At 41.3% G+C, this 25,619-nt stretch carries 23 protein-coding genes; 10 read left to right on the top strand and 13 right to left on the bottom strand.

The features are described from left to right. Positions 1-2: 2 nt before the first annotated feature. The 9 genes from HG263_RS06995 to HG263_RS07035 all read right to left on the bottom strand — a co-directional run bounded on the left by HG263_RS06995 (position 3) and on the right by HG263_RS07035 (position 7,223). Positions 3-302: a PAAR domain-containing protein gene (locus tag HG263_RS06995; RefSeq protein ID WP_171625354.1), complete on the bottom strand. Its 300-nt coding sequence runs from the start codon at positions 300-302 to the stop codon at positions 3-5. A 12-nt stretch (positions 303-314) separates the two neighbouring features. Next, on the bottom strand, positions 315-2,099 hold the full coding sequence (gene vgrG / locus HG263_RS07000) for a type VI secretion system tip protein VgrG (RefSeq protein WP_171625355.1): 1,785 nt from the start codon (positions 2,097-2,099) through the stop codon (positions 315-317). After that, positions 2,096-2,773: a CIS tube protein gene (locus HG263_RS07005; RefSeq protein ID WP_216628383.1), complete on the bottom strand. Its 678-nt coding sequence runs from the start codon at positions 2,771-2,773 to the stop codon at positions 2,096-2,098. Before HG263_RS07005 ends, vgrG begins: the two co-directional genes overlap by 4 nt. 28 nt (positions 2,774-2,801) lie before the next feature. Continuing rightward, entirely contained in the window at positions 2,802-2,972 is a 171-nt protein-coding gene (locus HG263_RS07010) for a DUF5908 family protein (protein WP_171625356.1), read from the bottom strand. 38 nt (positions 2,973-3,010) lie between these two features. Further along, positions 3,011-3,487: a phage tail protein gene (locus HG263_RS07015; protein WP_171625357.1), complete on the bottom strand. Its 477-nt coding sequence runs from the start codon at positions 3,485-3,487 to the stop codon at positions 3,011-3,013. After that, entirely contained in the window at positions 3,477-3,941 is a 465-nt protein-coding gene (locus HG263_RS07020) for a phage tail protein (RefSeq protein WP_070986053.1), read from the bottom strand. Before HG263_RS07020 ends, HG263_RS07015 begins: the two co-directional genes overlap by 11 nt. A 60-nt stretch (positions 3,942-4,001) precedes the next feature. Further along, positions 4,002-5,579: a phage tail sheath family protein gene (locus HG263_RS07025; protein ID WP_171625358.1), complete on the bottom strand. Its 1,578-nt coding sequence runs from the start codon at positions 5,577-5,579 to the stop codon at positions 4,002-4,004. A 235-nt stretch (positions 5,580-5,814) separates the two neighbouring features. Then, positions 5,815-6,654 carry a hypothetical protein gene (locus HG263_RS07030; RefSeq protein ID WP_171625359.1) on the bottom strand — a complete coding sequence of 280 codons (840 nt, stop codon included), beginning with the start codon at positions 6,652-6,654 and terminating at the stop codon, positions 5,815-5,817. Beyond that, complete coding sequence (locus HG263_RS07035) at positions 6,654-7,223, bottom strand: Pvc16 family protein (protein ID WP_171625360.1); 570 nt, start codon at positions 7,221-7,223, stop codon at positions 6,654-6,656. Before HG263_RS07035 ends, HG263_RS07030 begins: the two co-directional genes overlap by 1 nt. A 900-nt stretch (positions 7,224-8,123) precedes the next feature. Between HG263_RS07035 and HG263_RS07040 the strand changes: the two genes are divergently transcribed. The 4 genes from HG263_RS07040 to HG263_RS07055 all read left to right on the top strand — a co-directional run bounded on the left by HG263_RS07040 (position 8,124) and on the right by HG263_RS07055 (position 13,658). Beyond that, positions 8,124-10,091, top strand: a complete 1,968-nt coding sequence (locus tag HG263_RS07040) for an FAD-dependent L-amino acid oxidase (protein ID WP_171625361.1) — start codon at positions 8,124-8,126, stop codon at positions 10,089-10,091. Between the two features lie 59 nt (positions 10,092-10,150). Then, complete coding sequence (locus HG263_RS07045; RefSeq protein ID WP_171625362.1) at positions 10,151-11,953, top strand: alpha-keto acid decarboxylase family protein; 1,803 nt, start codon at positions 10,151-10,153, stop codon at positions 11,951-11,953. Positions 11,954-12,181: 228 nt separating this feature from the next. After that, positions 12,182-12,487, top strand: a complete 306-nt coding sequence (locus tag HG263_RS07050) for a YciI family protein (RefSeq protein WP_171625363.1) — start codon at positions 12,182-12,184, stop codon at positions 12,485-12,487. A gap of 34 nt (positions 12,488-12,521) precedes the next feature. Continuing rightward, the gene (locus HG263_RS07055; protein WP_171625364.1) at positions 12,522-13,658 is read left to right on the top strand and encodes an alpha/beta hydrolase; all 1,137 of its coding nucleotides are present in this window, start codon (positions 12,522-12,524) and stop codon (positions 13,656-13,658) included. 23 nt (positions 13,659-13,681) lie between these two features. Here the strand turns inward: HG263_RS07055 and HG263_RS07060 are convergent, their stop codons facing one another. Next, positions 13,682-14,857, bottom strand: coding sequence for an FAD-dependent monooxygenase (locus tag HG263_RS07060; RefSeq protein ID WP_171625365.1), 1,176 nt, complete (start codon positions 14,855-14,857; stop codon positions 13,682-13,684). A gap of 329 nt (positions 14,858-15,186) precedes the next feature. Here HG263_RS07060 and HG263_RS07065 point away from each other — a divergent pair, with 329 nt between their 5' ends. After that, the gene (locus tag HG263_RS07065) at positions 15,187-15,804 is read left to right on the top strand and encodes a hypothetical protein (protein WP_171625366.1); all 618 of its coding nucleotides are present in this window, start codon (positions 15,187-15,189) and stop codon (positions 15,802-15,804) included. A 45-nt stretch (positions 15,805-15,849) separates the two neighbouring features. On the opposite strand, the gene HG263_RS07070 is transcribed toward HG263_RS07065, so the two are convergent. The 3 genes from HG263_RS07070 to HG263_RS07080 form a co-directional block, all read right to left on the bottom strand. Next, positions 15,850-16,797: a heme-binding protein gene (locus tag HG263_RS07070; protein ID WP_171625367.1), complete on the bottom strand. Its 948-nt coding sequence runs from the start codon at positions 16,795-16,797 to the stop codon at positions 15,850-15,852. Positions 16,798-17,189: 392 nt separating this feature from the next. Further along, positions 17,190-17,567 carry a SpoIIAA family protein gene (locus tag HG263_RS07075; protein WP_216628384.1) on the bottom strand — a complete coding sequence of 126 codons (378 nt, stop codon included), beginning with the start codon at positions 17,565-17,567 and terminating at the stop codon, positions 17,190-17,192. A 150-nt stretch (positions 17,568-17,717) separates the two neighbouring features. Next, positions 17,718-19,496: a M61 family metallopeptidase gene (locus tag HG263_RS07080; RefSeq protein ID WP_171625368.1), complete on the bottom strand. Its 1,779-nt coding sequence runs from the start codon at positions 19,494-19,496 to the stop codon at positions 17,718-17,720. 178 nt (positions 19,497-19,674) lie between these two features. On the opposite strand from HG263_RS07080, the gene HG263_RS07085 reads away from it, so the two are divergent. The 5 genes from HG263_RS07085 (at position 19,675) to HG263_RS07105 (ending at position 25,512) form a co-directional block, all read left to right on the top strand. Beyond that, positions 19,675-21,225, top strand: a complete 1,551-nt coding sequence (locus HG263_RS07085) for a GGDEF domain-containing protein (protein ID WP_171625369.1) — start codon at positions 19,675-19,677, stop codon at positions 21,223-21,225. A gap of 14 nt (positions 21,226-21,239) precedes the next feature. Then, positions 21,240-22,583, top strand: coding sequence for a nucleotide 5'-monophosphate nucleosidase PpnN (gene ppnN / locus HG263_RS07090; RefSeq protein WP_171625370.1), 1,344 nt, complete (start codon positions 21,240-21,242; stop codon positions 22,581-22,583). Beyond that, positions 22,580-23,368 (top strand): flap endonuclease Xni, encoded by a 789-nt coding sequence (gene xni / locus HG263_RS07095; protein ID WP_171625371.1) that lies wholly within the window; start codon positions 22,580-22,582, stop codon positions 23,366-23,368. The genes ppnN and xni overlap by 4 nt, the downstream gene beginning before the upstream one ends. Before the next feature lie 66 nt (positions 23,369-23,434). Then, entirely contained in the window at positions 23,435-23,818 is a 384-nt protein-coding gene (locus tag HG263_RS07100; protein WP_171625372.1) for a DUF3192 domain-containing protein, read from the top strand. A 2-nt stretch (positions 23,819-23,820) separates the two neighbouring features. Then, positions 23,821-25,512, top strand: a complete 1,692-nt coding sequence (locus HG263_RS07105; RefSeq protein ID WP_171625373.1) for a WSC domain-containing protein — start codon at positions 23,821-23,823, stop codon at positions 25,510-25,512. Positions 25,513-25,619 lie beyond the last annotated feature (107 nt).

The following is a 25,619-nucleotide window of genomic DNA, read 5'->3' on the forward strand; positions in this document are numbered from 1 at the left end:
AATTAGCCCCCGATCATCACAGTAAAATCCCCCACCACAATGGAGCCGCCATGGGCGGTGTTGTCACCAATACGCGCCGCTGGCATACCGCCAATAAGTACGGTTGCTGAACCTTTAATAATGCTATCCGGTGGCCCTACACAAACCAGCATATCGCCTACTCTTGCAGCGGGTAATTTGCCAATCAAAACGGTTGGACACCCAGGCCCTACAACAGGCCCTCCCACATGTGGGATAGGTGGAACAGCTGGCGTCACCATTGGACATTCATGAAAATCGGTAAGTCTAGCTGCTGGAGGCATAAGTTCGTCCTATTAATTAATCATCACAATGGCGCCTTTGAGCGTCAGCTCTGCACCACCTTGAACCTCTGCCGTAGCAGATCCCTTAGCGCTAAATTGCACGTCAGCTTCTGCACTGACATTCAGCCCAGATACTTTTACATCACCTGATTCGGCCTGCACATTAACGCCCATTGCCCCTTTAATATTGACCGACTGATCAGCCTGAATATTGATGCTTTTGGGGCTTTTGATATCGATGCCTGATTCACTCATCAATATGCTGTTTTCATTTTGATCTGATATCTTGATTTGCTTGCTTTTATCATCCAACACTATGGTATTGTTAGCATCGGTTGTGATGGTAAGAATGCTTTCTTTATCGTCAAAAATGATCCGCAAATTACTCTTGGTAACGATGGCTTTTTTGCTGTTCTGCGAATCAGGGGTTAGCTCGCTGTAAGGCTTACGATTCTCACTGTAGACACTGCCGATAATAATAGGAAAACGAGGGTCTTGATTTAGAAAGCCGACAATCACTTCATCGCCAATTTCTGGTAAAAAGAACGCGCCACAGCCGCTACTGGAGTAAAAGTTGGTTAATCTGGCCCACACCCCTTTCCCTTCATCGTTATAAAAGGGTAACTCGACTAAAATTCGATAGGCATTATCTGGGTCTTCGTCAATTTTCTTAACGGTGCCGTTATATAGTCCACCAATTCCTGGTAACAGGCCTGCGGCCTCAGGTGCCATCACATCATGCTCTTGTACAAACCAAATCGGGGACAATCCAAGCTCCACTGTGGTAAACCAGTTACCGTCAGAAAAGTCATGTTCAACACTGGAAATAAAATGATCGCCATTAAAGCGGTCTCCCATACCCGCAAGTGTGAGATATTTGCCAACTTGCGCCTTTGCGCTGCCTTGAAAGCGGGCATCACCAGTGATTTTTGATAACTCACTTTTGAGCATTTGTCCTTTGGCCCATTGAGTCAGGTTTTCGTTATCAACCGCTGCTGTGGTTTGCAGTTCAAATTCAGACAACCCCACCACTTCGGCCAGCTTTTTGCTACTTAAGTTACCCGGCCCCGCCACTGAGTTGCTGCTAGTTGCTGAAATAACGGCTTGTGATTTTGCGTCCCAAGCACTCGATTTAACTTCACTTAGTTGGGTTACGCTATTGAGCTGGACATTGATATGATAAAGGTCGTCACCATAAGTCACCGTCATGACTGAACTGGTATCGTCCGTTGGCGAAAACACCGACACCTTGCCGTTAATGGTGCTAACCACCATACTATTTACTTCAGCTCGACTGAGCAAAAAATCCCAATCGGAGGTGTAATATTGCACCAATTCAGGTAACTCAACGGATGTACTCGACACATCGGCACTTAGGCTGTACTGGCCAATCAAAGTGCTCATAACGTCACTGTCTTTTTTCTGCTGATAGGCTGAGCTTTTTCGCCCAACCGTCATTTTTACTGCCTTGTCTCGGCACTCCACCTGTAGCAAAGGCCCAACACCTGGATTAACCTGTAGCGTTTGTTTTGTCACTATGCCTGTAAACACAGTGCTGTTGGTCCCGTCATACCCCAAGGCAATACTGACTTCATTGCCAGGCACAAAGGTGCTAGAACTACTGACGGCAAAGCCTTCTTTCGAAGGACTGCCATCGAGTATTTCTATGGTGGCACAAGCAACACGATTGATATCTTGTCTGATCACGACACTGTGTACTTGCACCGTATCTGGAATTGCTGACCCTTGCGATTTAATTGCTAAGGTGGCTACACCACCATTACTGCTATCGCTCATGCTTGCTCTCCTTGACTACGTAATGGAGGTGCACTCAAAACACTCCCTGCTTTTATATCTCTTAGTTTATTTAACTGATTAAATGCACCAAGTTGCACATACAAGTCAGGGTCTTGATAAACCTGCTGACTGATTTGTGGCAAGCTGTCTCCGTCGACAACCGCGATACAATGGGTTAGATCAGGTGACTTTTTGTCTTCTTCTTGTGCTGCGGTAGATGGGTCTAAATAAGAGGTAAAGTTCAATGAAACCTTGGCACGTAGCGCGGTACCATCAGGCTTAAAAAAGGTGTAGTTGGTATCAAACGCAGTAAGTACGCCTTGAAACGACAGGCCTTGTCCCCAGTATACGGTGACATAGTTTGGGCGGTGTATATCTCCATTATAGGTGTACACCACTTTTTGCAATTGGTTTAGCTCGGTTGGCATGTTGGTACGGGTGGAGTCAACCACACCTGTGCAATCAATCACCAAATCAAAACTCAGTTTTTCACCGGGCGTGGAGCGATATTTTGAAGAAAGCTTCCCAGAGTCTGGTGCCTGCTCTTCATTGTAATTAATGCTACGGTCCAGCTTGATTTGTTCTGGATTAAGCATCACCACATATTCATCTACCTTAGAGGTAAATTTTTCATCGCTATAAGCGACTATGCGCATTTTTTTTAAACTACCCACACCTTGATCTCCGTGCTTAAATAATGCCTTAACGCTCTAACATTTTTTGCCGCTGTTTAAGGCCTAATTGCTTTACACACTCTTGTACAATTTGTTGTTTTAAATGCTGTAACTGCTGTTCTGTAAGCTCATGTCGCGATGTTTCTTTGTGGCTTTGAATCGCGGTTTTAATTACTAACTCTCTGATTTCAACGGCCATGCTGTGACTCCTCTAGCTACTGTTTTTCCTAGTACAAGCTATGCGTACAGGTCCATCTGTGGTGAGCGACTGTCTTCAACTTCAAAATATCGGTAGGAAAACTCGAGTGTCTCTATAAATACCTCACCATCTTGAGACTTCAGATCGCTTGCTGACCACTTCACCGGATAAGCTGCTATGAAATCCCATTGCATACTGACATTGCCCTGTTCATCCAATAACCGCACTTTAATGTCTTTGGTTTGAATGGGGTTCGCTAAGCCGTCGTCCAGCGTATCTTTTACCCAAGCGATTAACGAAGACTCATCAGTGGTCACACCTCGTTTGAGTACTAGGTTTGAAAAGGTTGTTATGGTGGGTAGACGGTATTTAAAACGGTTCTCACCGCCACACACCACATCCTCGCTCCCCAACTCCTTGCTCAATCCCAGTACTTCTTGAAAAGCAGCATCACTGCTGCTCATCCCTGAGATTGAAACGCTGAAGTAAAAGCTGGTTTGTAGATTATGAGCCATTGGTCACAATCAACTGTTCATGCGCTATTTCTAACGTATCAACGGCTACTTCATTACCATCCGACTTCAAATCTGTACCAGTGATTTTGGTCGGCCAAGCATTATTAAGCTGCCATTGCATGGTGGTTTTACCATCTTGATCAAGCAATTTGATCAACACCGTGCGACGCTTAATCGTGTTCATTTCAATTTCATCCATCCACTTCCAGAAATTGTTGTCATTTACAAAGATGCCGCGTTTCATAGTGATATTGCCGTACTTAGCAATACCTGGCATTTTGATAGTGGAGAACAACGTGCTATTACTGTGACGGTATTCAATCACTTGAACTTCTTTGTCCATTCCTGAGACTTCCTGAAAAGCCACTTTTTGCAGTTCCGTTCCAAGGTCGACCTCGAAACGGAACTTGGGCATTGGCCACGTGCTGCCTTCTTTGCTGCCGTCATCTGCCATGGTATTTCCCCTTATATTTTTCTCTAATTTGGTTAAACATAACTACCTCAGCGCTGCTTATTAGCCTGACTTAGCCATTTCCTGTTCGAATGAGATCACAATAAATTCGGCTGGATGAGTAATCGCGACTTTTACCGACACTTTCATAAAACCGTTTAGAATATCGTCACTAGTCATGGTGGTGCCTAAACCACACTCAACCTGAAACGCATCTGACGCTTTTGAGCCTTGCAGACCACCTTCTTTCCAAATGCTCATCAAAAAGCTGCCGATTTCACTTTTAACAGCTCCCCAAGTGTTAACATCATTTGCTGCAAACACATACGCTCGAGCAGCCAATTTGCAGGATTGCTCTAAGAAGGTCATGGTGCGGCGTACTGATATATAACGCCAATCCTGAGAGTTACCATCGAGCGTACGTGCGCCCCATACTAAAATACCTTGACCATTGAAAAAGCGAATAGCGTTAATTGATTTACCTGACACCGCATCTACGTTCAAACCTGCCTGCTGCGTATCATTCAAGCGAATTGGCAATGTCGATGCACCAACAATACTTGTGTTAGCTGGCGCGCCCCATACACCTTTCACATTATCATTGACGGTATAAACACCCGCCATACCGCCACTTGGTGGTAACAAGTTAGCATCGGTCAATACGTGATTAACAATCTGTGCATAAGTTTGAGAAGCATTCAACAAGGCAGCATTAAGCTGCGAAGTGGTCATTGAGCCATCATCGGCTTCAATCATAGAAATGATTTTTGAAGCCGTTGGATTTGGCGCGGATGCTGGGTTTAACAAAGGCTCTAACTGCTTAACGTCACCACCAAATAAGTTGGTGTAGTTAATCTCTGACGATTGCATAATAGTCGTGCCAATGAACGGGTAGTAAGCAACGCCATAGTTCAAACTGTTTGAACCGGTATTGTTTCTGAACGTTTCTATATCGTTGGTATAGGTAATTGGATCGGGTGTATTGCCACCAATAACATCGAACATACACACCGCTGTTTGCATTGAACCTGCTTGCAACAACATTTCTTGCATTAAAGTCCCGTTATCAGCAACAGATAACAACGTCGCTTCAGGGCAGATATAAATTGTTGGTTCCTGCTCGTATTGCAGTAGGTCTAACCCATTTTTTAGGTCACTGAGCTGAACATTGGGGTTAACAATTTGCTCTCCAACAGTACCCGCTTTACCAGACGAAGGGCCGTAGGTTCCTATAGACACGATATACGCATCGCCGCCGCCATTTTGGTAAAATAAACGCACACTGTTGTACAGATAATAAATACTGCTTGGATCGGGAACTATTGAATAATAGCTACCGGAGATCATCAAATAATCGCCAGTGGTTGGCTTTTCTTTTTGTTCTACTAAATAGTATTCAGGGCTATATTGCGTGGCTGGATCTGCCGGTGGTGGCGGATTACCGTTCATGTAAATAGACTGAAACTCAGCGAATGAGGTAATTTTTTGTGCTTTGTTGAAGTAAGACTTGCCCTGATACTCAGCCGTTGGTGTATAACCAATAAACGCAGGTACCGCCGTTGCTACGGGGACCACTGAGTTAGGGAAGGCATTGACTTCATCAATGTACACGCCGGGTGTTTTAATGTTGGAAGTTACCATAACATCGTTTGCCTTTTGTTCCTGTTTGACTAAATTTCGTTTTCCTTCGACCTATGACCTATCAAGTGAAGTGAAAACCCTTTTGTGTCGTTACAGTAAAGTGTTGCTTGCCACTGTATCGACTGGTTGTTTTACGGTATTTCACATGCCATTTTCTAAGCAAACCCGGTTATGTGGGTCAACCCAAATCAGACATTTCGGGTCTGACGCTAGCGCTACTCAATGGCTAAGTAACCTAGAAATAAACATACATATGTGACTGTATACAGCTTGATGACACCTCTTTGAGATCTTCTTGTGTACCGAAATGAAGCTGATCGCATCTTGGGGCTGGTAGCGCGCTAATCACGGTCCGGCTGATATTGTGCGCCCCAGTGCTATCTAATTGTTGAGTATCAACGAGCTCAAAGCGGGGCTGCGGTACTTGCTGAAGGGGTAAATTAAACTCCCCACTATCACTTAACCAGGCTGTTTCGCCTTCTTGAGTCTTGTATACACTTGGCGTTGAAAACGAAACTTCATTCTGCTTATCAACTAATTGAGGGTGATGCAAACGGGTCTGACCACGTTGTATGAGGTGATATACCCACTGTGTTGCACGCGCTGACAAAGCAATTTGATAGTCTTCATTAGTCATCAAATCATTGATATTAAAAATAACCTTTGCAATAGCATGTTCCACTAACCCATTCTCTTGAGCTTGAACCAAGGTATTAATTGGCAACAAGTTCACTCCTTTGGCTGTGGACTTTGGTTCACTATTAGCGCTATTGAACTGCAGACATCCTTTCCAATCCATCGGCAAGTCAGTAAAGGTTACAAACTCACTTAAAGGTTGTACTAGCCAGAACTCCAATGTCTGGATGCTTTTACTGTGCTTTAAGTAACGTAAAAAGTCAGTTTTTGGGGCGATTTGGTGGGCGTATAAGCGCCAAGTCGTACCATCTTTGTGCAACGACATTTGATACTGATTTAACCAAAATTGGGTAGTAGATGTTGCCTGCAATTGTGCATTACGCCACTGCTTATCAGCGAAGTAGCCATGCTCAAGAAGTAAGCTAAACAAAGTAAACATTAAACCGATGCCTCACTATCAACACTGGTTATTGCACTAACATTGCCGGTTACTTGCAGTGACTGCACCGCCACATGGCGTATTTTGTATATAATCGATGGTTGATATTTCGCTCCCAATGCACTCCATAAGTTATGGGTTTGCGTATAAGGCGAGTTTTCTATTTCAAACTGCAGCTGAACTAAGTCCGACGGCATATTAGGGAAGTCTTTTTTAGTCAATGTCGGATAGGCTTGAAAGAAGGCCACTGATGCACTTAAAAATTTCAGTGCTTCATTATATGAATCAAAGTGTGCGGTCAGTAATATGTCCAAATTAAAACGCGTAGTGGGCTGCAGTTGTTGAATTTGAGTTGTTTGTACCGTTCGTTGACCACCGTAAAACTGCTTATTAGTTTCATGTTCTAAATTGATCAGCGTAATAACAAGTTTGTTTTGATTCGCAAGTGGTGGTGTACCATTTGACTCAACCAAATGGTTCATGATGACAATGTCGCCATCAAGCGCAAATTTTGTTCTCAAAGTCTGATTAAGTTGCTGTTCTACAAAGCGTAATGCTGTATCAATCACTATGTATTAGTCCTGTTATCTACAAAAAACAATTATTCCTTTGCGGGTTAGCAAAAATCACACAAAAAGTTAACTTAGTGTAATCCAGTTAGAACGGATAGCAATTACACTGAATTACAGTATGAATCTTTGTGTTATGTAACGCATTGATATTATTGGTCTGTAAGAATTTTGGATATGATAAAAATGGTACTTATATATGGTGATTGAGCAGTGGTTGAAAAAATAGTAAATTTTAACTAGGTGTAATTTTGTTGTAAAAACCGTAGCGGCTGTAGATATCACTGTAATTCAAGTTTTATTGGCATTTTGAAATAGATTAAATAGCTTCAGTGCAGTTTATATTTTTCGCTTTAGCGACGCAAAATAGACATTGCGGCTACCCCTAAACTTTACATATTAGCGCTACAGCAAACTTAAACCAGAGCGACTTAATCTTTTAAACGTAATCTTCTTTGTGAAGTTTCTACAGGCTCTAGTCGTTCGCCTCAAATTTATTTTTTTACGTCAATTTATCTGCGACCTTAAAGGTTCTGCTGTCTTCGAAACGCTACAATTTATCCAATGAACTGTTGTTTAAACTCCCTCTGATGACGTTTTCATATTACCCAATTCTTGACACACTATTTTATAGCGAAAAGGTAATAAATTAGATTTGTAATCGTCTGTAACATACATTTATTTACATGTCTGCTACATTTATTTAGGTCTACAGGGAAAGGCGTAACGGCATGATTACTAAATGGAGTAAGTTTGCAGTACTTGCCTAATATTAAACCCTTAAAAACTAAAGATTGGACTGTGTAACTGCGCGATTAGTGCATTTGGTTGGGCTATATTTTGCCGAGCCATTTTTACATTGCGTAGCTATTTAACACAAAATAAATCAAGGAACTAACAATGACACATTGTAAACTTGGCAGTGAAATAGAGTATAAAACTATCCCAGATTCAGTCGATATTGCGATCGTTGGTGCGGGCATGTCTGGCCTGTATAGCGCATGGAGATTGCAAAATGAGACAGACGAAAACAATTTCGTCATTTTGGAGCGCTCTGATAGAACGGGCGGCCGTTTAGACTCAGATCTAATTAAGTTTAACAATCAAAAAAAAGGCCCTAATCAGCCAGACACCATCACAGTGAAAGAAGAACAAGGTGGAATGCGTTTTTTGTTTGATGGTATGGATGACTTAATGGCCTTGTTTTTAAAGCTCGACTTGCAGGACGACATCGTACCATTTCCAATGAATAGTGGTGGTAATAATCGCTTATATTTCCGTGGACAAAGCTTTTCAGTAGACCAAGCCAAGGAAGATAATTTTGCTATTTGGTCAGAACTTTATAATTTGGATCAGAGCGAACAAGGGATGAATCCCACCGAAATAGTAAATGTAGTATTTAATCGTATTTTACAAGCAAACCCTCAATTTAATGAGCGCCCTAAAATCAAAGGCCCACAGTTTTGGCAAAACTTCCGTTTAGAGTGTAAGTGGAAAGATAAAGGGTTAAACGAATGGTCATTATGGGACCTTTTCTCTGATATGGGCTATTCGCAAGAGTGTATAACGATGCTTTATCGAGCACTTGGGTTTAATGGCACCTTTTTATCCAAAATGAATGCGGGTGTGGCATATCAGCTACTTGAAGATTTTCCAGCAGATGCAAACTTCCGCACCTTTAAAGATGGCTTTAGTACCTTACCTAACGCATTAGTTGAACAAATAGGCCAAGAGCGAATTCATTTAAAAACAGAAATAGAAGCCATTGATTACGACAAACATTGCCAAGAATATATTCTCCGTTATACGCGCACGCAAGAGGATGGTTGCTACGTGAGCGGTACCCTCCGTGCCAAAAAGGTTATTTTAGGGCTACCTAGACTTGCACTAGAGCGACTATTTATAGGTTCTAATGCATTTAATGAATTACCCAAAGAAGAGTCTCAAAAGCTTTGGAATACGCTGCAAACAGCAACGAATCAACCACTGCTTAAAATCAACTTATATTACGATACGCCATGGTGGGCAAAAGGTATAACAGGGCGTCCTTCGGTAGAATTTGGCCCTAACTTTGCTGACTTGCCGACCGGTTCAGTCTATCCATTTTATGCAGTTAATGAACCACTTGTTGCAGCGCTAATGTATCAGGAACGCAAAACGCATGATAACGAAGAGGCACAGGCTAGGGTTAAGGAAATTAATACACAAAAGTATGACCGCCCTGCTGCGTTAACGATTTACTGTGACTATTTGAATATTAACTTTTGGAGCACACTGCAAAACAAAGGTGAGCTGTACCATAACCCAAATCAAGATCAATACATATGTGAAGTGCCATCAGACATCTATCCTGCGTCGGTTGCGGTAGTTGAGCAGGCGACCGCTTTCTTTAAAGATATTTTTGACACACGCTATGTGCCGCAACCAGTACTAACGAGTGCGCGCATTTGGGAAGGCAGTGTTGACTTTGATTTACCGGCCAGTCAGCAATTCGGATATGGCGTACACCAGTGGGCTGTGGGGGCTGATGACAAGCAGGTAATGGCCGATTTAACAGAGCCTCTACCTAATTTGTTTACCTGCGGCGAAGCATTCTCAGACTATCAAGGTTGGGTTGAGGGGGCACTTCGCTCCACTGACTTGGTGTTAGAAAAAGGCTTCAATTTGAAGCCCTTAGATAAGCTATACAAAGAACAAACCGGCGTAGCGCCTTCGGTTGCCATCAAAGTGGCTTATGAAGAAAACGCATCGCGATTAATTCATGAATATATTGATCCTAAACTTAAATTGAGCGATGCACCTGTCGACGAAAGATTTGATAGAAACAGCATCTTAGGTGTTAGTTTAACCTATTTCGACAAAGCTTAATTAGACCAACAGGAGGCCCTGCGCCTCCTTTTTTTTGCCTTAAAGTCTTGAGAATAAGTATGAATAATGTAATTGATAAATATTGCGTTGCTGATTATTTAAAGCAGCGTTTAGAAGAAATTGGTGTTGAACAAATGTTTGGCGTAGCGGGAAACTACACCGCCGCACTTCTTGATGTTATTTTGTCTGATGATAATTCACCGATAAAAATTTCTGGTAACGCTAATGAAATATGTGCTGGCTTTGCCGCGGATGCTTATGCGCGCTTCAAAGGTGTTAGCGCACTGTATGTCACATACAGTGTGGGGGCGTTTAGTTTACTCAATACCATAGCAGGTTCTTTTGTTGAGCAAGTACCAGTTATCCTGATCAATGGCGCACCAACAAATAAAGAAGATCAAATATCAAAACAAGCTGGCTTGTTATATTCCCACACTACGGGTTATGACTTTGTTGATATTCATATGTTTAAGCCTATTACTGTGGCGGCTGAGAGAATAACTAACGCACAACAGGCTCCCTACCAAATAGACTCAGCTATCACTGCTATGCTAACTCAAAAGCGCCCTATTTACTTTGAAGTGGCCGAAGACGTGTGGCGTACTCCATGTCAAAAACCTCAAGGAAAGCTCGCTTCAGGCGTTAATGCAACAATCACCGTGAGTGAGGCAAGTAATGCTGCACAAGCAACCGTTGAATTGATGTTGGACAAACCAAACAGTATTTTTTGGGCGGGTATTGAGTTACAACGCTATGGTTTACAAGATAAGTTCTTAGAGCTATTGGGGTTACTTAATCATTCCCATACGCTACCTAATAAGCATATACATTTTGTGACTACGGCATTAAGTAAGTCAGTAATTGAAGAAACTCATCCGTGGTTTGAAGGGTGTGTTACGCTTAAAAACGAAGAGATAACCCAGCTTGTCGGAGAAGATGGCGCACTAATTGGTATTGGTACCTGGACAACGGGCAAAGACACAGGCAACGAAGATATACGTAGCAGCAAAACGGTATTGGCTGCACACGATGGTGTTTTTGTAGGTGCAAATTTCTATCCATCTGTGCAGTTAGACCAATACCTAGATGCACTGATAGAAAAGTTCACTGAACTAGCTGTCGTTGAATCTGCAAAGTTATCAGGCCTGCGCTTGACCAATGCCCTAGCAAAACAAGCCCGTACTTGTCCAAACTCTGATAGCACACTTGGTTATGATAATTTCTTCCATGCAATGAGCCAATGGATCAGCGAAGACGATGTGATGATTGTAGATGCAGGCTTCCCGCTTATCGGTGCACAAGGAGTTAAAATTCCTTCTCGTAATGGCTTTGTTGCACAGGCTGCATGGTTGTCTATCGGTTATTCTGTGCCTGCGGGTACTGGTGTTAAATGTGCGATGCCAGACAAACGTGCAGTAGTGGTGGTTGGTGATGGCGCATTTCACGAGACGTGCCAAGCTGTTGCTGATCAGCACGCGTACGGTCAAAACACCGTTGTCTTTGTCATCGCCAACGGTATTTATGGTATTGAGCAATACTTAGTTAATCCTAACCCATTCAGACAGCCGCCTGTCGATTACAAAGATGAGTTACTCGATAACGTTTATGCATACAATGAGCTACCAAGTTGGAAAATTGCCAAAGTCACTGACGCTTTTGGAGGCGTGGGTCGCACCGTGAGCCATATGAGTGAGCTGATGGCGGTGATGGAAGAAATAAGATGCAACCCTGAAAGTAACTTTGTGGTTGAAGTCTGTATTCCTAAGGAAAACGTACCTTTGTCAATTGCACAAGAAGCCGGAAGTGCAGTTGGTGAAGATGAGATTGATAATCCAAATTGGCCGCCAGCGGGTAAGTTTTAAAAGTCACTTTGTAATAAGGCTCAGAGTTAAGTCTCTGGGCCTTATTTACAATTCCCCTTTGTTTTTTGTAAATCCCCTTTACACACCCAATTTTGCAATAATTTTTTGCGCAATTCTTTAAATAACTCTTTGTTTATTATAGAGTACGCGTGTTCTTGTAATTAGAACGCAGTAACCCATTTTTATGTTCGAACGGTGGGTGCAATAGCATGTATAAAAGGAAAAGCAATGCAATATATTATAACTGCATACGACTATACGGATGAAGACGCCATACGGCGCAGATTAGCAGTGAGAGAACAGCATTTCGACAGGATAACCGCACTAATACAGACGGGTAACTTTTTAAGTGGTGGCGCTATGCTTGATGAAACAGGAAAAATGATTGGTTCGTCAGTTCATGTAGAGTTTTCAACACGAGAAGAATTAGATAATTGGCTTAATAATGACCCATATGTCACTAATAATGTTTGGGAAAATATTGACATCAAAGAAGCAAGGCTGGTGCCTGTAGAGCAATACAAAAACTCTTAAACAGCCAAATAACCCCACCACGCAAAGGAAGAACATGAAAATATTCATACTACTATTCGCGCTCGTACTTAGTTCTGTAAGTTATGCCAAATCAGAGCGCTTTGTTATAAAATCAGCGATTATTGATGAAAGCCCAACGATTCAAGTCTCCTTACCCGACACTTATTCGCTTTCTAACTCGTCTTCATACCCAGTTTTAGTGGTACTCGATGGTTCTACACAGTTTCAACATATCGCTGCAGGTAATCAATTTTTAAGTACATACGCCATAGCCCCTGAGATGATAGTGGTGTCAGTCAGTACCCTCAAAAGAATGCTTTATTTCACACCCACTGAGCATGAACAATTTGCTGGCCGTTCAGGAAAAGCACACTTATTTAAAGATTTCCTAAACAAAGAACTACTTCCTAAGTTACAAGAAAAATATCGCGTGGCACCTTATTATATGATTACAGGTCATTCTTTAGCTGGGTTGTTCACCAGTTATCTAGCACTAGAGAAAAGTAGTTTATTTAACGCCCATATTTCAATCAGCCCCAGTTTTTGGTGGGATGATAAAGCGTTAGTAAAACACTACGCAGGGATGAAACGCGATCATTTAACTTCACCAAAACGCTGGTTTTTAAGTATCGCCAATGAGCCAGGCGAAATGAGTGAGTCTTATCAAGCAATGCTCGAAGCATTAGAAGCGAATAAGATCGATAACTTACACTGGTTTTCAAAAAGCTTCCCCGAAGACACACACGATAGTACACCATTGGTTGGCAACGCAACGGCGTTAAAAACCATATTCAATGATTGGAATGCAGTACCTGAAATCGACGTGATGCCGCTTAAGGAACTTCGTCAATATTATAAATCAATCGTTGCTGATTATGATTACGAATTTAAGTTATCACTGCATCAATACAACGTATATGGTTTGAAGGCTGCTTATGAAGGTAAAACAAATTGGGGGGTTGAGATATTAGAGCAAGGTGTTAAAGACTTCCCTAAGTCTGAAATTTTGTGGGACAGTTTAGCAACTGCTTATGAACTAGATGACAAAATTAATCAAGCGCTTAGTGCTTCAAAGCTGGCTCTAGAACTTGCGCAACGAAACGACTCGATATTTACTAGTGAAATTACTAGTCAAAACAAATATTTAAACTCAATTAATGCCTCGAAATAGTCTGTTTAAATAGTTAATGTGGTTTACCCATTCAAGATGGGTAGGCCACTGCTAAAGCCATTCGCCATGCCTGATATTAATTGTGATAAGTCAGCACTTTTTGCGTTCTCATTACGTTGTTCGCAAAATTGTGGGTCAATATTAAATATTGACTGAGCCAACTGCCGGCCTAACATAGTTATATTGGCCGTTTTAGAACTTCGGATGGTGTTGAATTGTTTAAATGCGGTTTTAATATCAAAAGCCTTTGAACTCAAGCAATTAGCTAAGTGCCACGCATCTTCGAGCGCCTGACAGGCTCCTTGACCAGACGTTGGTAGCGGCGCATGTGCTGCATCACCAATGAGTAGCACATTGTCTTTGTACCAAGTGTCTATCGGATCATGGTCATGAACAAAAATAGTCTTGATCTTATCCTCTTGTGCTCGAGCGATAACTTCGCAAGTGATAGGGGGCCAGTCGACAAAATAGTCAAGCAATCTCTGTTTAACGTGAGTCGTGTAAGAAAGGTCAATATTATCTATTGCTATTCCTCCAGCCCAATAGGCGGTTTTGTTAGAAGTAGGCACTAAACCAAAGCGCTTCCCTACCCCCCAATAATCATAAACTGACATTTCGTCAAAACATGGTGTGTCACTTTGATAAACACCAATCCAATTTATAAACCCTTGGAATACAGGTTGGTTATTGCCATGAACGAATTGTCTGGTTAGCGAATTCATTCTACCTTCTGCACCAATGATTACATCAGGCGTAATATGTTTTCCATTATTAAAATGCACGAGCGTTTGCCCTGTGGTTTTATGTTTGCTTAAAAAGGTAATTTGGTGCTTAAAATGGATTGGAATAGCGAGCTCTTTACAGCGAGTTTCAAGTATTTTCATCAAATCTTTGCGTAAAACAGCATAGCTTGGATAGTGCATAAGCTTGTTTAGCTTGGTTATATCTAGAGAGCCTAAAATTTCATTGTCTTGATCTATACGCTTCATAGTGGTTATCAAACCCGAGACCTTGCTAAGGTTATCTAAAACACCTAGTTTATCCAATACAAAGCAGGCATTTGGCCAACAGACAACACCCGCTCCCATATCCGATGTCGCACTATGGCGCTCATAAATGTGACAATCAAAACCTTTTAACTTTAACGCGATGGCAGTACTTAGCCCTGCAACACCTCCCCCAAGAATTGCTATTTTCATATGTGAAGTCCTATCCGTCCACTTGGTAATTTAAAATTCACAATACCACACAGTATTTGGTTTTATTTTGGGTAAGTTGTAACAAAAAGTATGTACTTTCAAAGTGTCAGAGCAATAACAAAAATGACTAAGCTCAAAAGATAACTACTAAGCGATGTAATTAGTCATATTATTAGTAAACAAAGTTGGGCAATCGTACAGATTACCCCTATCCATACATACATAGTAAAACTATTAATTAGCACAGATTAACCATAATTGTTGCGACGCTTATCGCGTCTAAAGGACTCCTCAAGGAGACATTTTATTCATATAAGGAGAGAACAATTATGAAACATTTACTTGCTTTTAGTATTGCAGCGTTGACGCTTGCTAGTACTGCAGCACAAGCGCAGCTGTATAAACCAACGCTTACCCAAGAGGGTAACCAGTGGACGATTACCTTTCATGACGATCGTTCTTCAACTCACTCTCGTTGGGCTACACAAGGGTTATGCTTCTATTTTGTGGGTACCAATGGCACACATGAAATCTACAGGTGGGTGTCAAATACGTATCCAAACTGGAATGGTATAGCGGAAAAAGAAGGCGACCAAGTGTTTATGTATGGTGACTTTTGGAGTGAGCGAGGTCACGATGGTATGCAGTGGGAGCTGGTTACTCAGGTAAAAGACTCTCGCCCAGAAATTGGTGCTGGCCATTGGCACGAATGGGTAGAGAACACTAAGTTCGGTAGCTTTTGGTTCTTCGGTAATGCGTACTTAGAGCGTAAAGGATACTGCAGTATAAGGCGTCAAGGTATCTCATCTGTGGGCACTGATGAATCATATGATGACGATATTGGTTTGCAATTATCCGAGCAAGCACTCGAAAAGTATAATACGCTTGAACCACCAAAAGATGAAAAAGGCAGACTTCTTTCCCCTATGGGACAAGTAGAGCAATAACTGTTTTTTGCATAAATTAGGCAGCCTCAGGGCTGCTTATACAAATTAATTGCTTGGTTGTTTTTCAAGCGTGTTAATACTGATATGTGGCCACTTAATTAATCCCGGACCATTTGGACTGTCGAAGAATTCCAACATGACGGTTTGAGTATATTGTAATAACATCCTTGGCTCGCCATTAGGGTGTTTTTCTTTTAATTCATAGATCCAGAATATAGAGCTTACTTCAGCAGCATTTGCTTGGCGAGTGACGAAAGGAATGTTGTTTACGCCACCACTTCCCAATGCTGAGTCTACTTTTAGTTGCGTAACGTTTGCTACTTGGTTATTGCTAAAAAAGGGTGCAATTGCTGATGTTAATAGATCATTTGGTTGGGTAGGGTTGAATACCCCTTTAAATGGATGGTTATTAAAATGAGCATAGGGTTCTAGATAAGGATTAGTAAGATCTTGATTAACACCAATAGGCAGCCCACTTATGTTAGGTATATCAAATCCACTGGTACTTTTATCGCTTTTACCTAGCGCCATTACAGCACCCCCATGCGGTATACTTGACAGTCTTGCGATATTTATATCCCCAGTTGTATGGTCTTTCATGTGCAACCACAGGCCAGGTTCATGATGAATTGCCAGCCCTGCTCCCCCAGCTAAACCAGAGTCAGGAAAATCGGCGGCAGCGATCTGCTCGATCGCTTGTACATAGTCAACGGTAAATACCTCCTGATCGCCGTTCATACCACGATTAGGAACATTTTTGTCGACGAGTTGAAACGTCAGTGTTTCGTTATATTGGTTGTTGAGTAAGCGGTAGTCGTGGTTGCCCATAGGAAACGGTAGTGCAATCATGTTCCAACCGTGACCTTGAAATTGGCCTGTATTTTTCCACACACCGGGTAGTTGACCGAGTGGTCCTAACGCTGGTTCTACCTTTGTTGTGGATTCGAGTTTGCGCCTTGATAGATGTTGTTCTACTTGACCTGAATTAGACATATTCCCTCCTACTTTTTCAGTGTCGATTGCTACAATTAGCCTCTTATGTGTAGTCCAACACCTTCTAATTAGCCAATAAGGCTTGCTACCAAAAAATAGTTGCGCTCCAATGCTTTATTCATAGGTTATTGTTTTAACTTGAACATCAAGATCTCGCTGTTCTCAAATGAAGTTTTATTTATACTATTTTGTATTGAACAAATGGGAAATTTGAAGTGAGTTAGTAGCATATTTTGCTTAACATCATGTCGAGGTTTTTAACTCCTTTTAGGAGTTGACAATAGGGTTGTATGTATCCGGGTGTGGTTGGCAACGGGGAGATGTTATCACTCCCCTTATGTATAGGAAAAGCGAATGCGTTACTTTAAATTAAGGCTTTTGCTATTTTAACGCTATTCAAGCAACCACGCCTTAGCGTGTGAATAATCACTAAATTTTTCGACTTTGGCACCCATAAACCACCCTGCGATTTTTGCCAGTGTATCTTGCCAAGGACGTGCACCAATTACCGCCACTTTATCGAAGCTAGAGCCATATTTTAAACCTAGTTTAAAATCATCCCAAGCAGCTTTCAATTCCCAACCTTCTAGATGAGTCATGTCAGCAATTACTTTGATATGAGGATGTTCTACTTGTTGAAACGCTCCCTCTAGCATTGGAGTGATAGTTTTATAATCTTCATGGGTGAGCGTGCCAAATGCTTTCAGATGGACGACAAACTGATCATTCATCCGCTCAATGCCTACAGAAAAGCCGTGTTGTTGCGACATAATTCACCTCCATTGGAAACTGTATTATCAATCTAGTAATTGAATGAGCGTAAAACAACTATAAGAGTGCTTTGTTTTTGATGCAGCGCATACTTTGGCTAAAATGGACAGTGGTTCAGCCATCTAAAGAAGCTGAACCACACAGGTTGATTATTGAGAAGCTGGATGCGCTATGCCTGTCCAAGCTTTAAACAGCTTCTGTTGGGAGGCATTTGGTGATGAGATAGCACGTACGATTTTTGGTTTATCAAAATCATTGTCAAGTATGACGTCGGTACTCATTAACTGATCTCTGCGAATAAAATCGACCTTCACTTTCTCTTTGCCTTTGAAGTAAGACAGTGAATCCGCCAAGGTTTTTCTTACATGATGTCCATTAAAGGCAACTATTTTATCACCAGATGTTAAACCCGCATGCCAGGCTGAGCTGTCACGAGCTACATGGGTTAGTGTAAGTAGTTGCCCTGTACTTTTTGCTTCTACTTGTAAGTTAGCAATTGGCTTTGCGTCTTCTGGATGCACATACTCAAGTCCAACCTTATCCAACAACGGTTGTATGTCCAAATTCAAAGGTTCATTTATATGTCTATTCCACCAATCACTATAATCTTGTCCTGATATCTGTTGCAAAATATCTTGTACATCCCTACTGGTGAATGAATTTGGGAGCTTAAATTGCTTGTATAGTTGCTTATGCACATCTCGATAGCTAATTTGGCCATCACTGTTTACCAACAAATCAATGTCTAAGGCCAATGATATCAACGAACCTTCTCTGTAAATATTGGTACTGTAGTTTTTGCCGTGATCTGCACCTTGATTAATCCATTTGTCAAAACTTGAATGAGCAGCCGACTGGATTTGCCTGCCTGGTGTTGAGAAATGCATATTGAGTGTTTGAGTTAAGTTTTTAAAAAATTCGCTCGCAGTGGTGATCCCTGCACTTAACAACAGATAGTCTTCTACATAGCTTGTTGAACCTTCTGAGAGCCACAGTAAATCACTATAGTTCGGGTTTATATAATCGTAAGGAACTAACCCTGCTGGGCGATATGCTTTTACATTCCAGGTATGAATGAATTCATGTGCTGCGGTAGAAATAAAACCGACGTAATCTTTACGTTTTGCAAAGCTATCGCGATGGCGCTGAATAATAGTCGAGTTTAAATGTTCTGTTGCGCCGCGAGCACCGCTGGTGGCATGAACCATAAAGACATAGCGCTGATAAGGGTAGTCATGCCAAATAAGGGAGCCTGTTTTGACTAACTTTTTTAGATCACTCAGCATCTTTTCGACATCATAGTTCCCCTGCCCCCAAATGACCAATTCATAGTCACGTCCATCAACGGTGAATTTATGTAACTCATTTACTCCAGTTTCAATGGGAGAGTCTACTAAAACATCATAATTAGGTGCTGTGAAACTATGTTTATCATGAGCAAAGTTCATCCCTGATACTGAGCGCCATTGTTTTGGAACGTCTAAATCGACTAAAACAGACTCTTGACGAAAAGATTCAGAAAACATGAAGAAACCCGAAGCATCAATAAATGCATGGCTGTCATCAATATGTCTGGCGCGTTTGCCCAGTTCGTTGGCGTAAACTTGATAACTAACTTTGACTTTAGTTGGATTGTCGATATGTATTCGCCAAGTACTTTTGTCTATTTTGTGCCAGCTTAGAGGATTACCTTTTTGATCCGTCGCATTAAAATGACGAATACCATTGGCAAGATTCAATACTTCGTAGCGTCCGGTGCGCCAATCTGGTAGTTTAACGTCAAGATGAGCTTGCGCTGATTTTGGAAATGCTACAGAAACATTGCCAAGGTGGTGCTGTGCTTGATCGATGACCAGTTTATATTCTACTTCTGCTAATGCGTTGAGCGATAGTAAGCTAAGAGATAAAAGAAAATGTTTGTAATGCATTGTTAGACCGAGTTGAAAGTAATGCGCCGAGCATACCAAAACACCGTGGCTTGTCTAACAAACTCGGCGAATACACAATATATTCGGTAAATCGCAAAGAACGTAAAATTCGTGAACATAACGTAGATAATTGATGTAAACTTAAGTTAAAACACTGAGATGATGGAAGTAGTTAATATTGGTAACTAAAAATTCTGCGCTGCTAGAAAAAAAACTAGAACAAACTATTAAAGCTAGAAAAGCCTTAGAGACTGCGCGTAAGCATCAGGTAGATGTGTTATCTAATTTCGCCGCTAAATTGTCGTTAAGCTGCAAAGGTCAGGACGTTGCGCTTGACAATCAGCTGGCAAAGTTTCGAGGTGTGTTGCAAAAAGGGATGGGGTTCGAAGAATTGGAACCCTTGATTGAGAGTATGAATGAAATCCTCAAACACCAAGAAGCGACAATCAATACCAATAATCGTGCGTTACAGCAAAGTATTAGCCAAGCAGGTAAACAACTGCAAAAAATCAGAGGGCTACCTGAAGATGGCCGCAGAAAACTGCGTCATTTACTAGACCATGAGCTTTCAAATATAAACACCACCAATGATTACATCCCTATTTTAGAGAAGTTATCAGGGATATATCAGCAGGCGTTGCAACTTAAATTATCCAAAGCCGATATAGTCAGTGATCAAGGTGAGGTACAACAGTCGCCAGAAATAGCCAATGAATTATTGAACTTGGCAAACGAATTAACTTTTGACGAAGACGTTTCTCAAGAAGTTAAAGCGATTAAAAATGCAATTAGCCTTAATGACAGCATCGACTCATTACTTAATTCTTCGTTGAATATCATCAAGGTGATCGTTAAAAGTATTAGCCGAGAGCGTCAATCAGCACAGGGCTTTTTAGTTTCACTCAATCAAACTTTAGAAGAACTCAATAGTTCTATCGTTGCAACTACTAAGCATTCACAAAATGTTAATAAGCAAATTACCAATCTAAATAAGCAAATAGAGTCGAAAATTGAAGGCTTAAATGCTCGTACACAACAGGCAACTTCTATTAGTGAGTTAAAAAGTTTAGTTGATGGTGAGTTAAAACTATTAAGCCAAGATTTGATAGAACGTGAACGCATTGAAAGCGAAGATAAAAAAGCGTTATATGAAAGCTTCGAAAAGATCAACGATCGTATCAATGTGCTTGAGAGTAAAGTTAACACCTACAAAAAGCGCTTGTCTGAGCAGCGCTTTAAAAGTTTACTTGATGGATTAACGAAACTGCCAAACAGAGCCGCGTTTGACGACAGGTTTAATCAAGAATTTCACCAATTTGGCATAAATAAAGGTGATGTAACATTGGTTGTGATTGATGTTGATCACTTTAAATCTATTAACGATAAATATGGACACAGTGCGGGTGATAAAACGTTGCAAGTAATTGCAAGAGCACTAAAAAAAGCAATACGTAAAACGGATTTTATTGCTCGCTACGGCGGCGAAGAGTTTGTGTTGTTGATGCCTGGTATGCACTTACAGCATGCAAAGCCGCCACTTGAAAAATTACGTAGTGTAATAAAGTCGATCCCTTTTAAGTTTAAAGAGACGCAAGTACAAATCACCATATCTCTAGGTGCAACGCAGTTTAAAGATGGTGACACCCCGCTAGCTGCATTTGATCGAGCAGATAGCGCACTTTACGAGGCGAAAAATAGCGGTCGAGACCGTCTTTGCCTTCGTGAATAACAAGGAGAATGCCTATGCAAGTACAGTTAAATCCAACTGGTGTACTAAACCTGTTATCTCAATTAGAGGTAGACCTATTACAGCAATCTTCTAACAGCGAAAGATATAGGCTATTTCGAAATTGTGCTCTTGCGGTGTTAAATGTGGGCAGTCACACAGACTCAAGCTCAGAAATCTATAATAAATATCAAGACTTTGATATTAAACTCATAGCCCGAGAGCGCGGCATAAAAATTGAGTTGAGCAATCCTCCCGACACAGCCTTTGTGGATGGTGAGATAATTTTGGGGATCCATGAACATATTTTCTCTGTCATAAGAGATATTTTATTTATATGTCAGCGCCACGAAACCCAAATAAATACGCCTAGAGAAATAACACATATGGTGTTTGATATGCTGCGCAACGCAGATGCTCTCGAAGTGAATAGCGACCCTAACATTATTACCTGTTGGGGCGGGCACTCAATTAATGAAACTGAATATCGATACACAAAAGAAGTTGGTTATCAGCTTGGTTTGCGTGGGTTAAATATTTGCACAGGCTGCGGACCAGGTGCGATGAAAGGCCCAATGAAAGGAGCAACGATAGGCCACGCAAAGCAAAGGATCAGCAATAATCGTTACTTGGGCTTAACCGAGCCTAGTATCATCGCGGCTGAGCCACCTAATCCTATCGTCAATGAACTGGTCATATTACCTGATATCGAAAAGCGGCTAGAAGCATTTGTGCGTACTGCACACGGTATTATTATTTTTCCTGGTGGTGCTGGTACGGCTGAAGAATTGCTGTATTTGTTGGGAATTTTGCTTCACCCTGAGAATGAGAAGCAGTGTTTGCCTGTTATACTCACCGGTCCCAAGGAAGCAGCTCAGTATTTCGAAGAAATCTGCTTATTTGTAAAAAGTACATTGGGCGACGAAGCGTTAGATAAATTTGAAGTGATCATTGACAATCCTGCGCTTGTTGCGCAAAAGCTCAAACAGGGTATGAAAGAAGTCAGAGAGTATCGAAAAGAGCAAGGTGATGCTTATTACTTCAACTGGACACTTAAAATTGATAATGAATTTCAAATGCCATTTGCCCCAACGCATGAAAATATGGCAGCGCTTGATTTACACCTTAATCAACCCACTCAGCAGCTTGCTGCTAATTTGCGACGTGCCTTTTCAGGAATCGTAGCAGGCAACGTTAAAGACGAAGGGATCCGAGCAATTAAGCAGCATGGGCCTTATATATTAAGTGGGGATACTTCATTAATGAAGGATATGGATAAGTTATTACGCGCTTTTGTTGAACAAGGTCGTATGAAGCTTCCGGGTAGTAAATACATCCCCTGCTATCAAATAAGAGCATGAAACATAAACTAGTCCTTATAGATGCGCTTAATTTGATTAGGCGCATCTACGCCGTAGATGAGCAACAAACTCACCGTAGTGAATCGCAAATGATACTTTCTTGTAAAAGTCGAGTAAGTCATGCGACTAAGAAGTTATTGGATATGACTCAAGCCAGTCATGCAGTGGCCGTGTTTGATGGTGAAAAAAGTTGGCGCTATCACTTTTATGACAAATACAAGCATAGCCGAAAGCCTATGCCCGAGCAGCTCGCAAAAAATTTGCAGACAATCTCTGAGGCGTTTGTTGAACAAGGTGTGACTGTTTACACACCTGAACAGGATGAGGCTGATGATGTAATCGCAACGCTCGCAACAAAGGCCAGCAGTGCCGGTATTGCTTCTATTATTATCTCAACGGATAAAGGTTTTTACCCGTTGCTCGGTAATAATATAGAAATATACGATTATTTTAAACGAGATTGGCTTACCGACAAGAGTATTTTGGAGCGATTTGGTGTAAACAAAGACCAGCTCGTAGATTTTTGGGCGCTTGCAGGGGATAAAACCAATGACATACCTGGCGTTGTGGGTATAGGTCAAAAATCAGCAATACAATTAGTGACAGACTATCAAAATGTTGCTGCAGCGATTGAGGATGCGAATTGCAAAGCAAGTATTAAAACTAAACTAATCAAAGGAATGGATGATTACATTATTAGCAAGCAACTTGTAACATTAAGAAATGACATCTATTTGGGCTTTAATTTGAAGCAATTGAGGCGCTTAGGTAGTGGTGTTAATTAGTCGCATCTTTATTGGCCTTAATCCTTGCTCTGCTATACTCTTCGACGATAAGCAGGTAGGGTTTCTATGATAAAGAAAGTATTGCAGTACATAGTGTTGGGTTTAGCTGTTTATGCGGCAATCGTGATGTTAGTCATTAATTTTTATAAAGATGACCCTCAAGCGATGATCTGGCAAGACCGAGAGGCATTTAACAAGCGCTTTATAAGCAAGCTCAAGCCTGATCAGGCGCTTAGCATTAATGAAGTACTAGAAACACTGGGTAGCCCTGACTTAACTTATGTAAAGAAACAGCCAGATAAGACCTTACAAATTGTATATTATCGAACTCAATTGGTGAAACCTGATGGGATCACAACTCAAGATGAATGTACGGGACTGTTATTTGATAACGGAAAATTGATTTTGTGGGGCCCTGCAGCAAGTGTTGCATATGAAAAGGCATTATAAATATGTCAGACTTTAAGCCAAGCCCTGCTCATTTAAAGCGTCTATTTGAACATACTCATCAAGCGCTAAGGCTTTATTACAACAAACAAAAATGGCCTGCTATTTACCCTACTCTCACCCAGTTGGCAGAACGTTTTGTACAGTGTTACTACACGCACCCAAATGCCATGCATGCTCACTTACAGTTTTATGCATCCAACTATGGTTACACTACAAATCTTACGGTTAATCAGTGTATTTTGGTATGTGCATTTTGCCGTGCCAATGGCTATAAAGAAGCATTCACAGAAGAACTGGTTGTTGCAGCGCTGAGCGATTATTTGTGCTGTTCAAATGAAGCGAATAAGTTGGCTCGTTCTGAAGTGCTGAGTAAGCAAGAGAGCAAGCTCGTAAAGCTTAGGCATCAATTTACGATTACCATGCTTGATAGTGCCAATGTACCGCAAGGGCAATTGCAACGAATATTGTCTCGTTTAGATAAGTATTCTAATGCGATAACGGGTAACAAAGCGATTCCGCTGTATGATAATACAAGTATATTAGTGACATTAGCCAAGCGCATTGCAAAAGCCATCACGCCCAGATCACATGTAAAAACGTTTACAATAATCCAAACAATAAAGTCACTCTATCTTGGTACGCATAATGAATTCGCACAGCTTTCATTATTGGCGCTGTCAAAGCAAATCACCCAGTATCCCGGCGGTGCATTAGTCAACTACAAAGGACAAGGCGCGTTAGTTTTGTCTGCAACGCACAACGGCCACCTTTTAGCATTGCTAGATAATTATAAAGCCGTCGGTATGATTAAAACCACTAGGCGTTTTTCTCCTCAATACCAGCCAATCGCAACGTCTGATAAAACACTGCTCTATTCAATCTGGTTTAACGAACAGATACCACAGTGTCAAACTATGCAATCGCAGCAATTAGAAATTTGGCAAGCTATCACCGCACTTGGAAAGCAACACTTTTTGGAATTTAAGGCAATAGAAAAGACCATCAAGCCCTATTACCAAATAACGCAAGCTTTGCAGTTAGCTGCAAGACAATATAACCGTCAAGGGCAAAAAGCGACGACGTTACGCCACTGCCTGACTATGGTTGGTTTAGATACCGCAGGGCTATTGTGCCAGCGGGTATTATTAGAAACATTAATTTCGCAGTTGCATCATCCATTTGCGAATGACGTTTGGAACAAGTACACCCATATTAATAAACTGATAACGACATTATTTAGTCTTACTCAAGGGGAGCAGTTTGAACAACTGTTAAGTCCGTTTACGGCCGCTATATACTTTATTTTGAACGAACACAGTACGAATATAATGCGCCGGGTAAAACCGACGATGGAAGAAATAGCTGACAAAGGTGTTTCTATCGCGCACTTATTTGGTTTTGACCGATTGGATGAAGCATTATTTAAAGCGTTTATTGAAAATTACTTTAAATATTCACCGTCGCACCAAGCGCTTTTAGAGAGCGAAACTTTACAAAAGCAAACTTTAAATGAACAAGGTCGACAAATTGTAGCTATTAAACTGTTATCTATTTATACCTTAGGAGAGTCGCAAGCACTCAGTGCATGGCAAAAACAATTGTTAGATGAAGAGCTTAAAAAGATGCACTGGTCTTCTATCGATGCTTTTTGTGATGCATTTGTTGAGCATAGCCCAAGTTGTTCGATAGATTGAGTTAAAGTCTGGTATTATTGTTAGGCTGTTATTTATCCAATAAATGGTACCTATAACAAGCATAAACGCTGTTTATGGCTGATTCTTCATTCCATACTGGCATAAGC

Source organism: Pseudoalteromonas caenipelagi (genome assembly GCF_013140855.1).
GTDB classification, from domain to species: Bacteria; Pseudomonadota; Gammaproteobacteria; order Enterobacterales; family Alteromonadaceae; genus Pseudoalteromonas; species Pseudoalteromonas caenipelagi.

What these genes read in the sequence shown, in the direction of transcription:
- xni (WP_171625371.1), top strand. Translation starts at nt 22,580, where the DNA reads ATGAAACATAAACTAGTCCTTATAGATGCGCTTAATTTGATTAGGCGC.
- HG263_RS07065 (WP_171625366.1), top strand. Translation starts at nt 15,187, where the DNA reads ATGAAACATTTACTTGCTTTTAGTATTGCAGCGTTGACGCTTGCTAGT.
- HG263_RS07060 (WP_171625365.1), bottom strand. Translation starts at nt 14,857, where the DNA reads ATGAAAATAGCAATTCTTGGGGGAGGTGTTGCAGGGCTAAGTACTGCC.
- HG263_RS07050 (WP_171625363.1), top strand. Translation starts at nt 12,182, where the DNA reads ATGCAATATATTATAACTGCATACGACTATACGGATGAAGACGCCATA.
- HG263_RS07045 (WP_171625362.1), top strand. Translation starts at nt 10,151, where the DNA reads ATGAATAATGTAATTGATAAATATTGCGTTGCTGATTATTTAAAGCAG.
- HG263_RS07100 (WP_171625372.1), top strand. Translation starts at nt 23,435, where the DNA reads ATGATAAAGAAAGTATTGCAGTACATAGTGTTGGGTTTAGCTGTTTAT.
- HG263_RS07080 (WP_171625368.1), bottom strand. Translation starts at nt 19,496, where the DNA reads ATGCATTACAAACATTTTCTTTTATCTCTTAGCTTACTATCGCTCAAC.
- HG263_RS07015 (WP_171625357.1), bottom strand. Translation starts at nt 3,487, where the DNA reads ATGGCTCATAATCTACAAACCAGCTTTTACTTCAGCGTTTCAATCTCA.
- HG263_RS07025 (WP_171625358.1), bottom strand. Translation starts at nt 5,579, where the DNA reads ATGGTAACTTCCAACATTAAAACACCCGGCGTGTACATTGATGAAGTC.
- HG263_RS07030 (WP_171625359.1), bottom strand. Translation starts at nt 6,654, where the DNA reads ATGTTTACTTTGTTTAGCTTACTTCTTGAGCATGGCTACTTCGCTGAT.
- ppnN (WP_171625370.1), top strand. Translation starts at nt 21,240, where the DNA reads ATGCAAGTACAGTTAAATCCAACTGGTGTACTAAACCTGTTATCTCAA.
- HG263_RS07075 (WP_216628384.1), bottom strand. Translation starts at nt 17,567, where the DNA reads ATGTCGCAACAACACGGCTTTTCTGTAGGCATTGAGCGGATGAATGAT.
- HG263_RS06995 (WP_171625354.1), bottom strand. Translation starts at nt 302, where the DNA reads ATGCCTCCAGCAGCTAGACTTACCGATTTTCATGAATGTCCAATGGTG.
- HG263_RS07040 (WP_171625361.1), top strand. Translation starts at nt 8,124, where the DNA reads ATGACACATTGTAAACTTGGCAGTGAAATAGAGTATAAAACTATCCCA.
- HG263_RS07020 (WP_070986053.1), bottom strand. Translation starts at nt 3,941, where the DNA reads ATGGCAGATGACGGCAGCAAAGAAGGCAGCACGTGGCCAATGCCCAAG.
- HG263_RS07070 (WP_171625367.1), bottom strand. Translation starts at nt 16,797, where the DNA reads ATGTCTAATTCAGGTCAAGTAGAACAACATCTATCAAGGCGCAAACTC.
- HG263_RS07105 (WP_171625373.1), top strand. Translation starts at nt 23,821, where the DNA reads ATGTCAGACTTTAAGCCAAGCCCTGCTCATTTAAAGCGTCTATTTGAA.
- HG263_RS07055 (WP_171625364.1), top strand. Translation starts at nt 12,522, where the DNA reads ATGAAAATATTCATACTACTATTCGCGCTCGTACTTAGTTCTGTAAGT.
- vgrG (WP_171625355.1), bottom strand. Translation starts at nt 2,099, where the DNA reads ATGAGCGATAGCAGTAATGGTGGTGTAGCCACCTTAGCAATTAAATCG.
- HG263_RS07010 (WP_171625356.1), bottom strand. Translation starts at nt 2,972, where the DNA reads ATGGCCGTTGAAATCAGAGAGTTAGTAATTAAAACCGCGATTCAAAGC.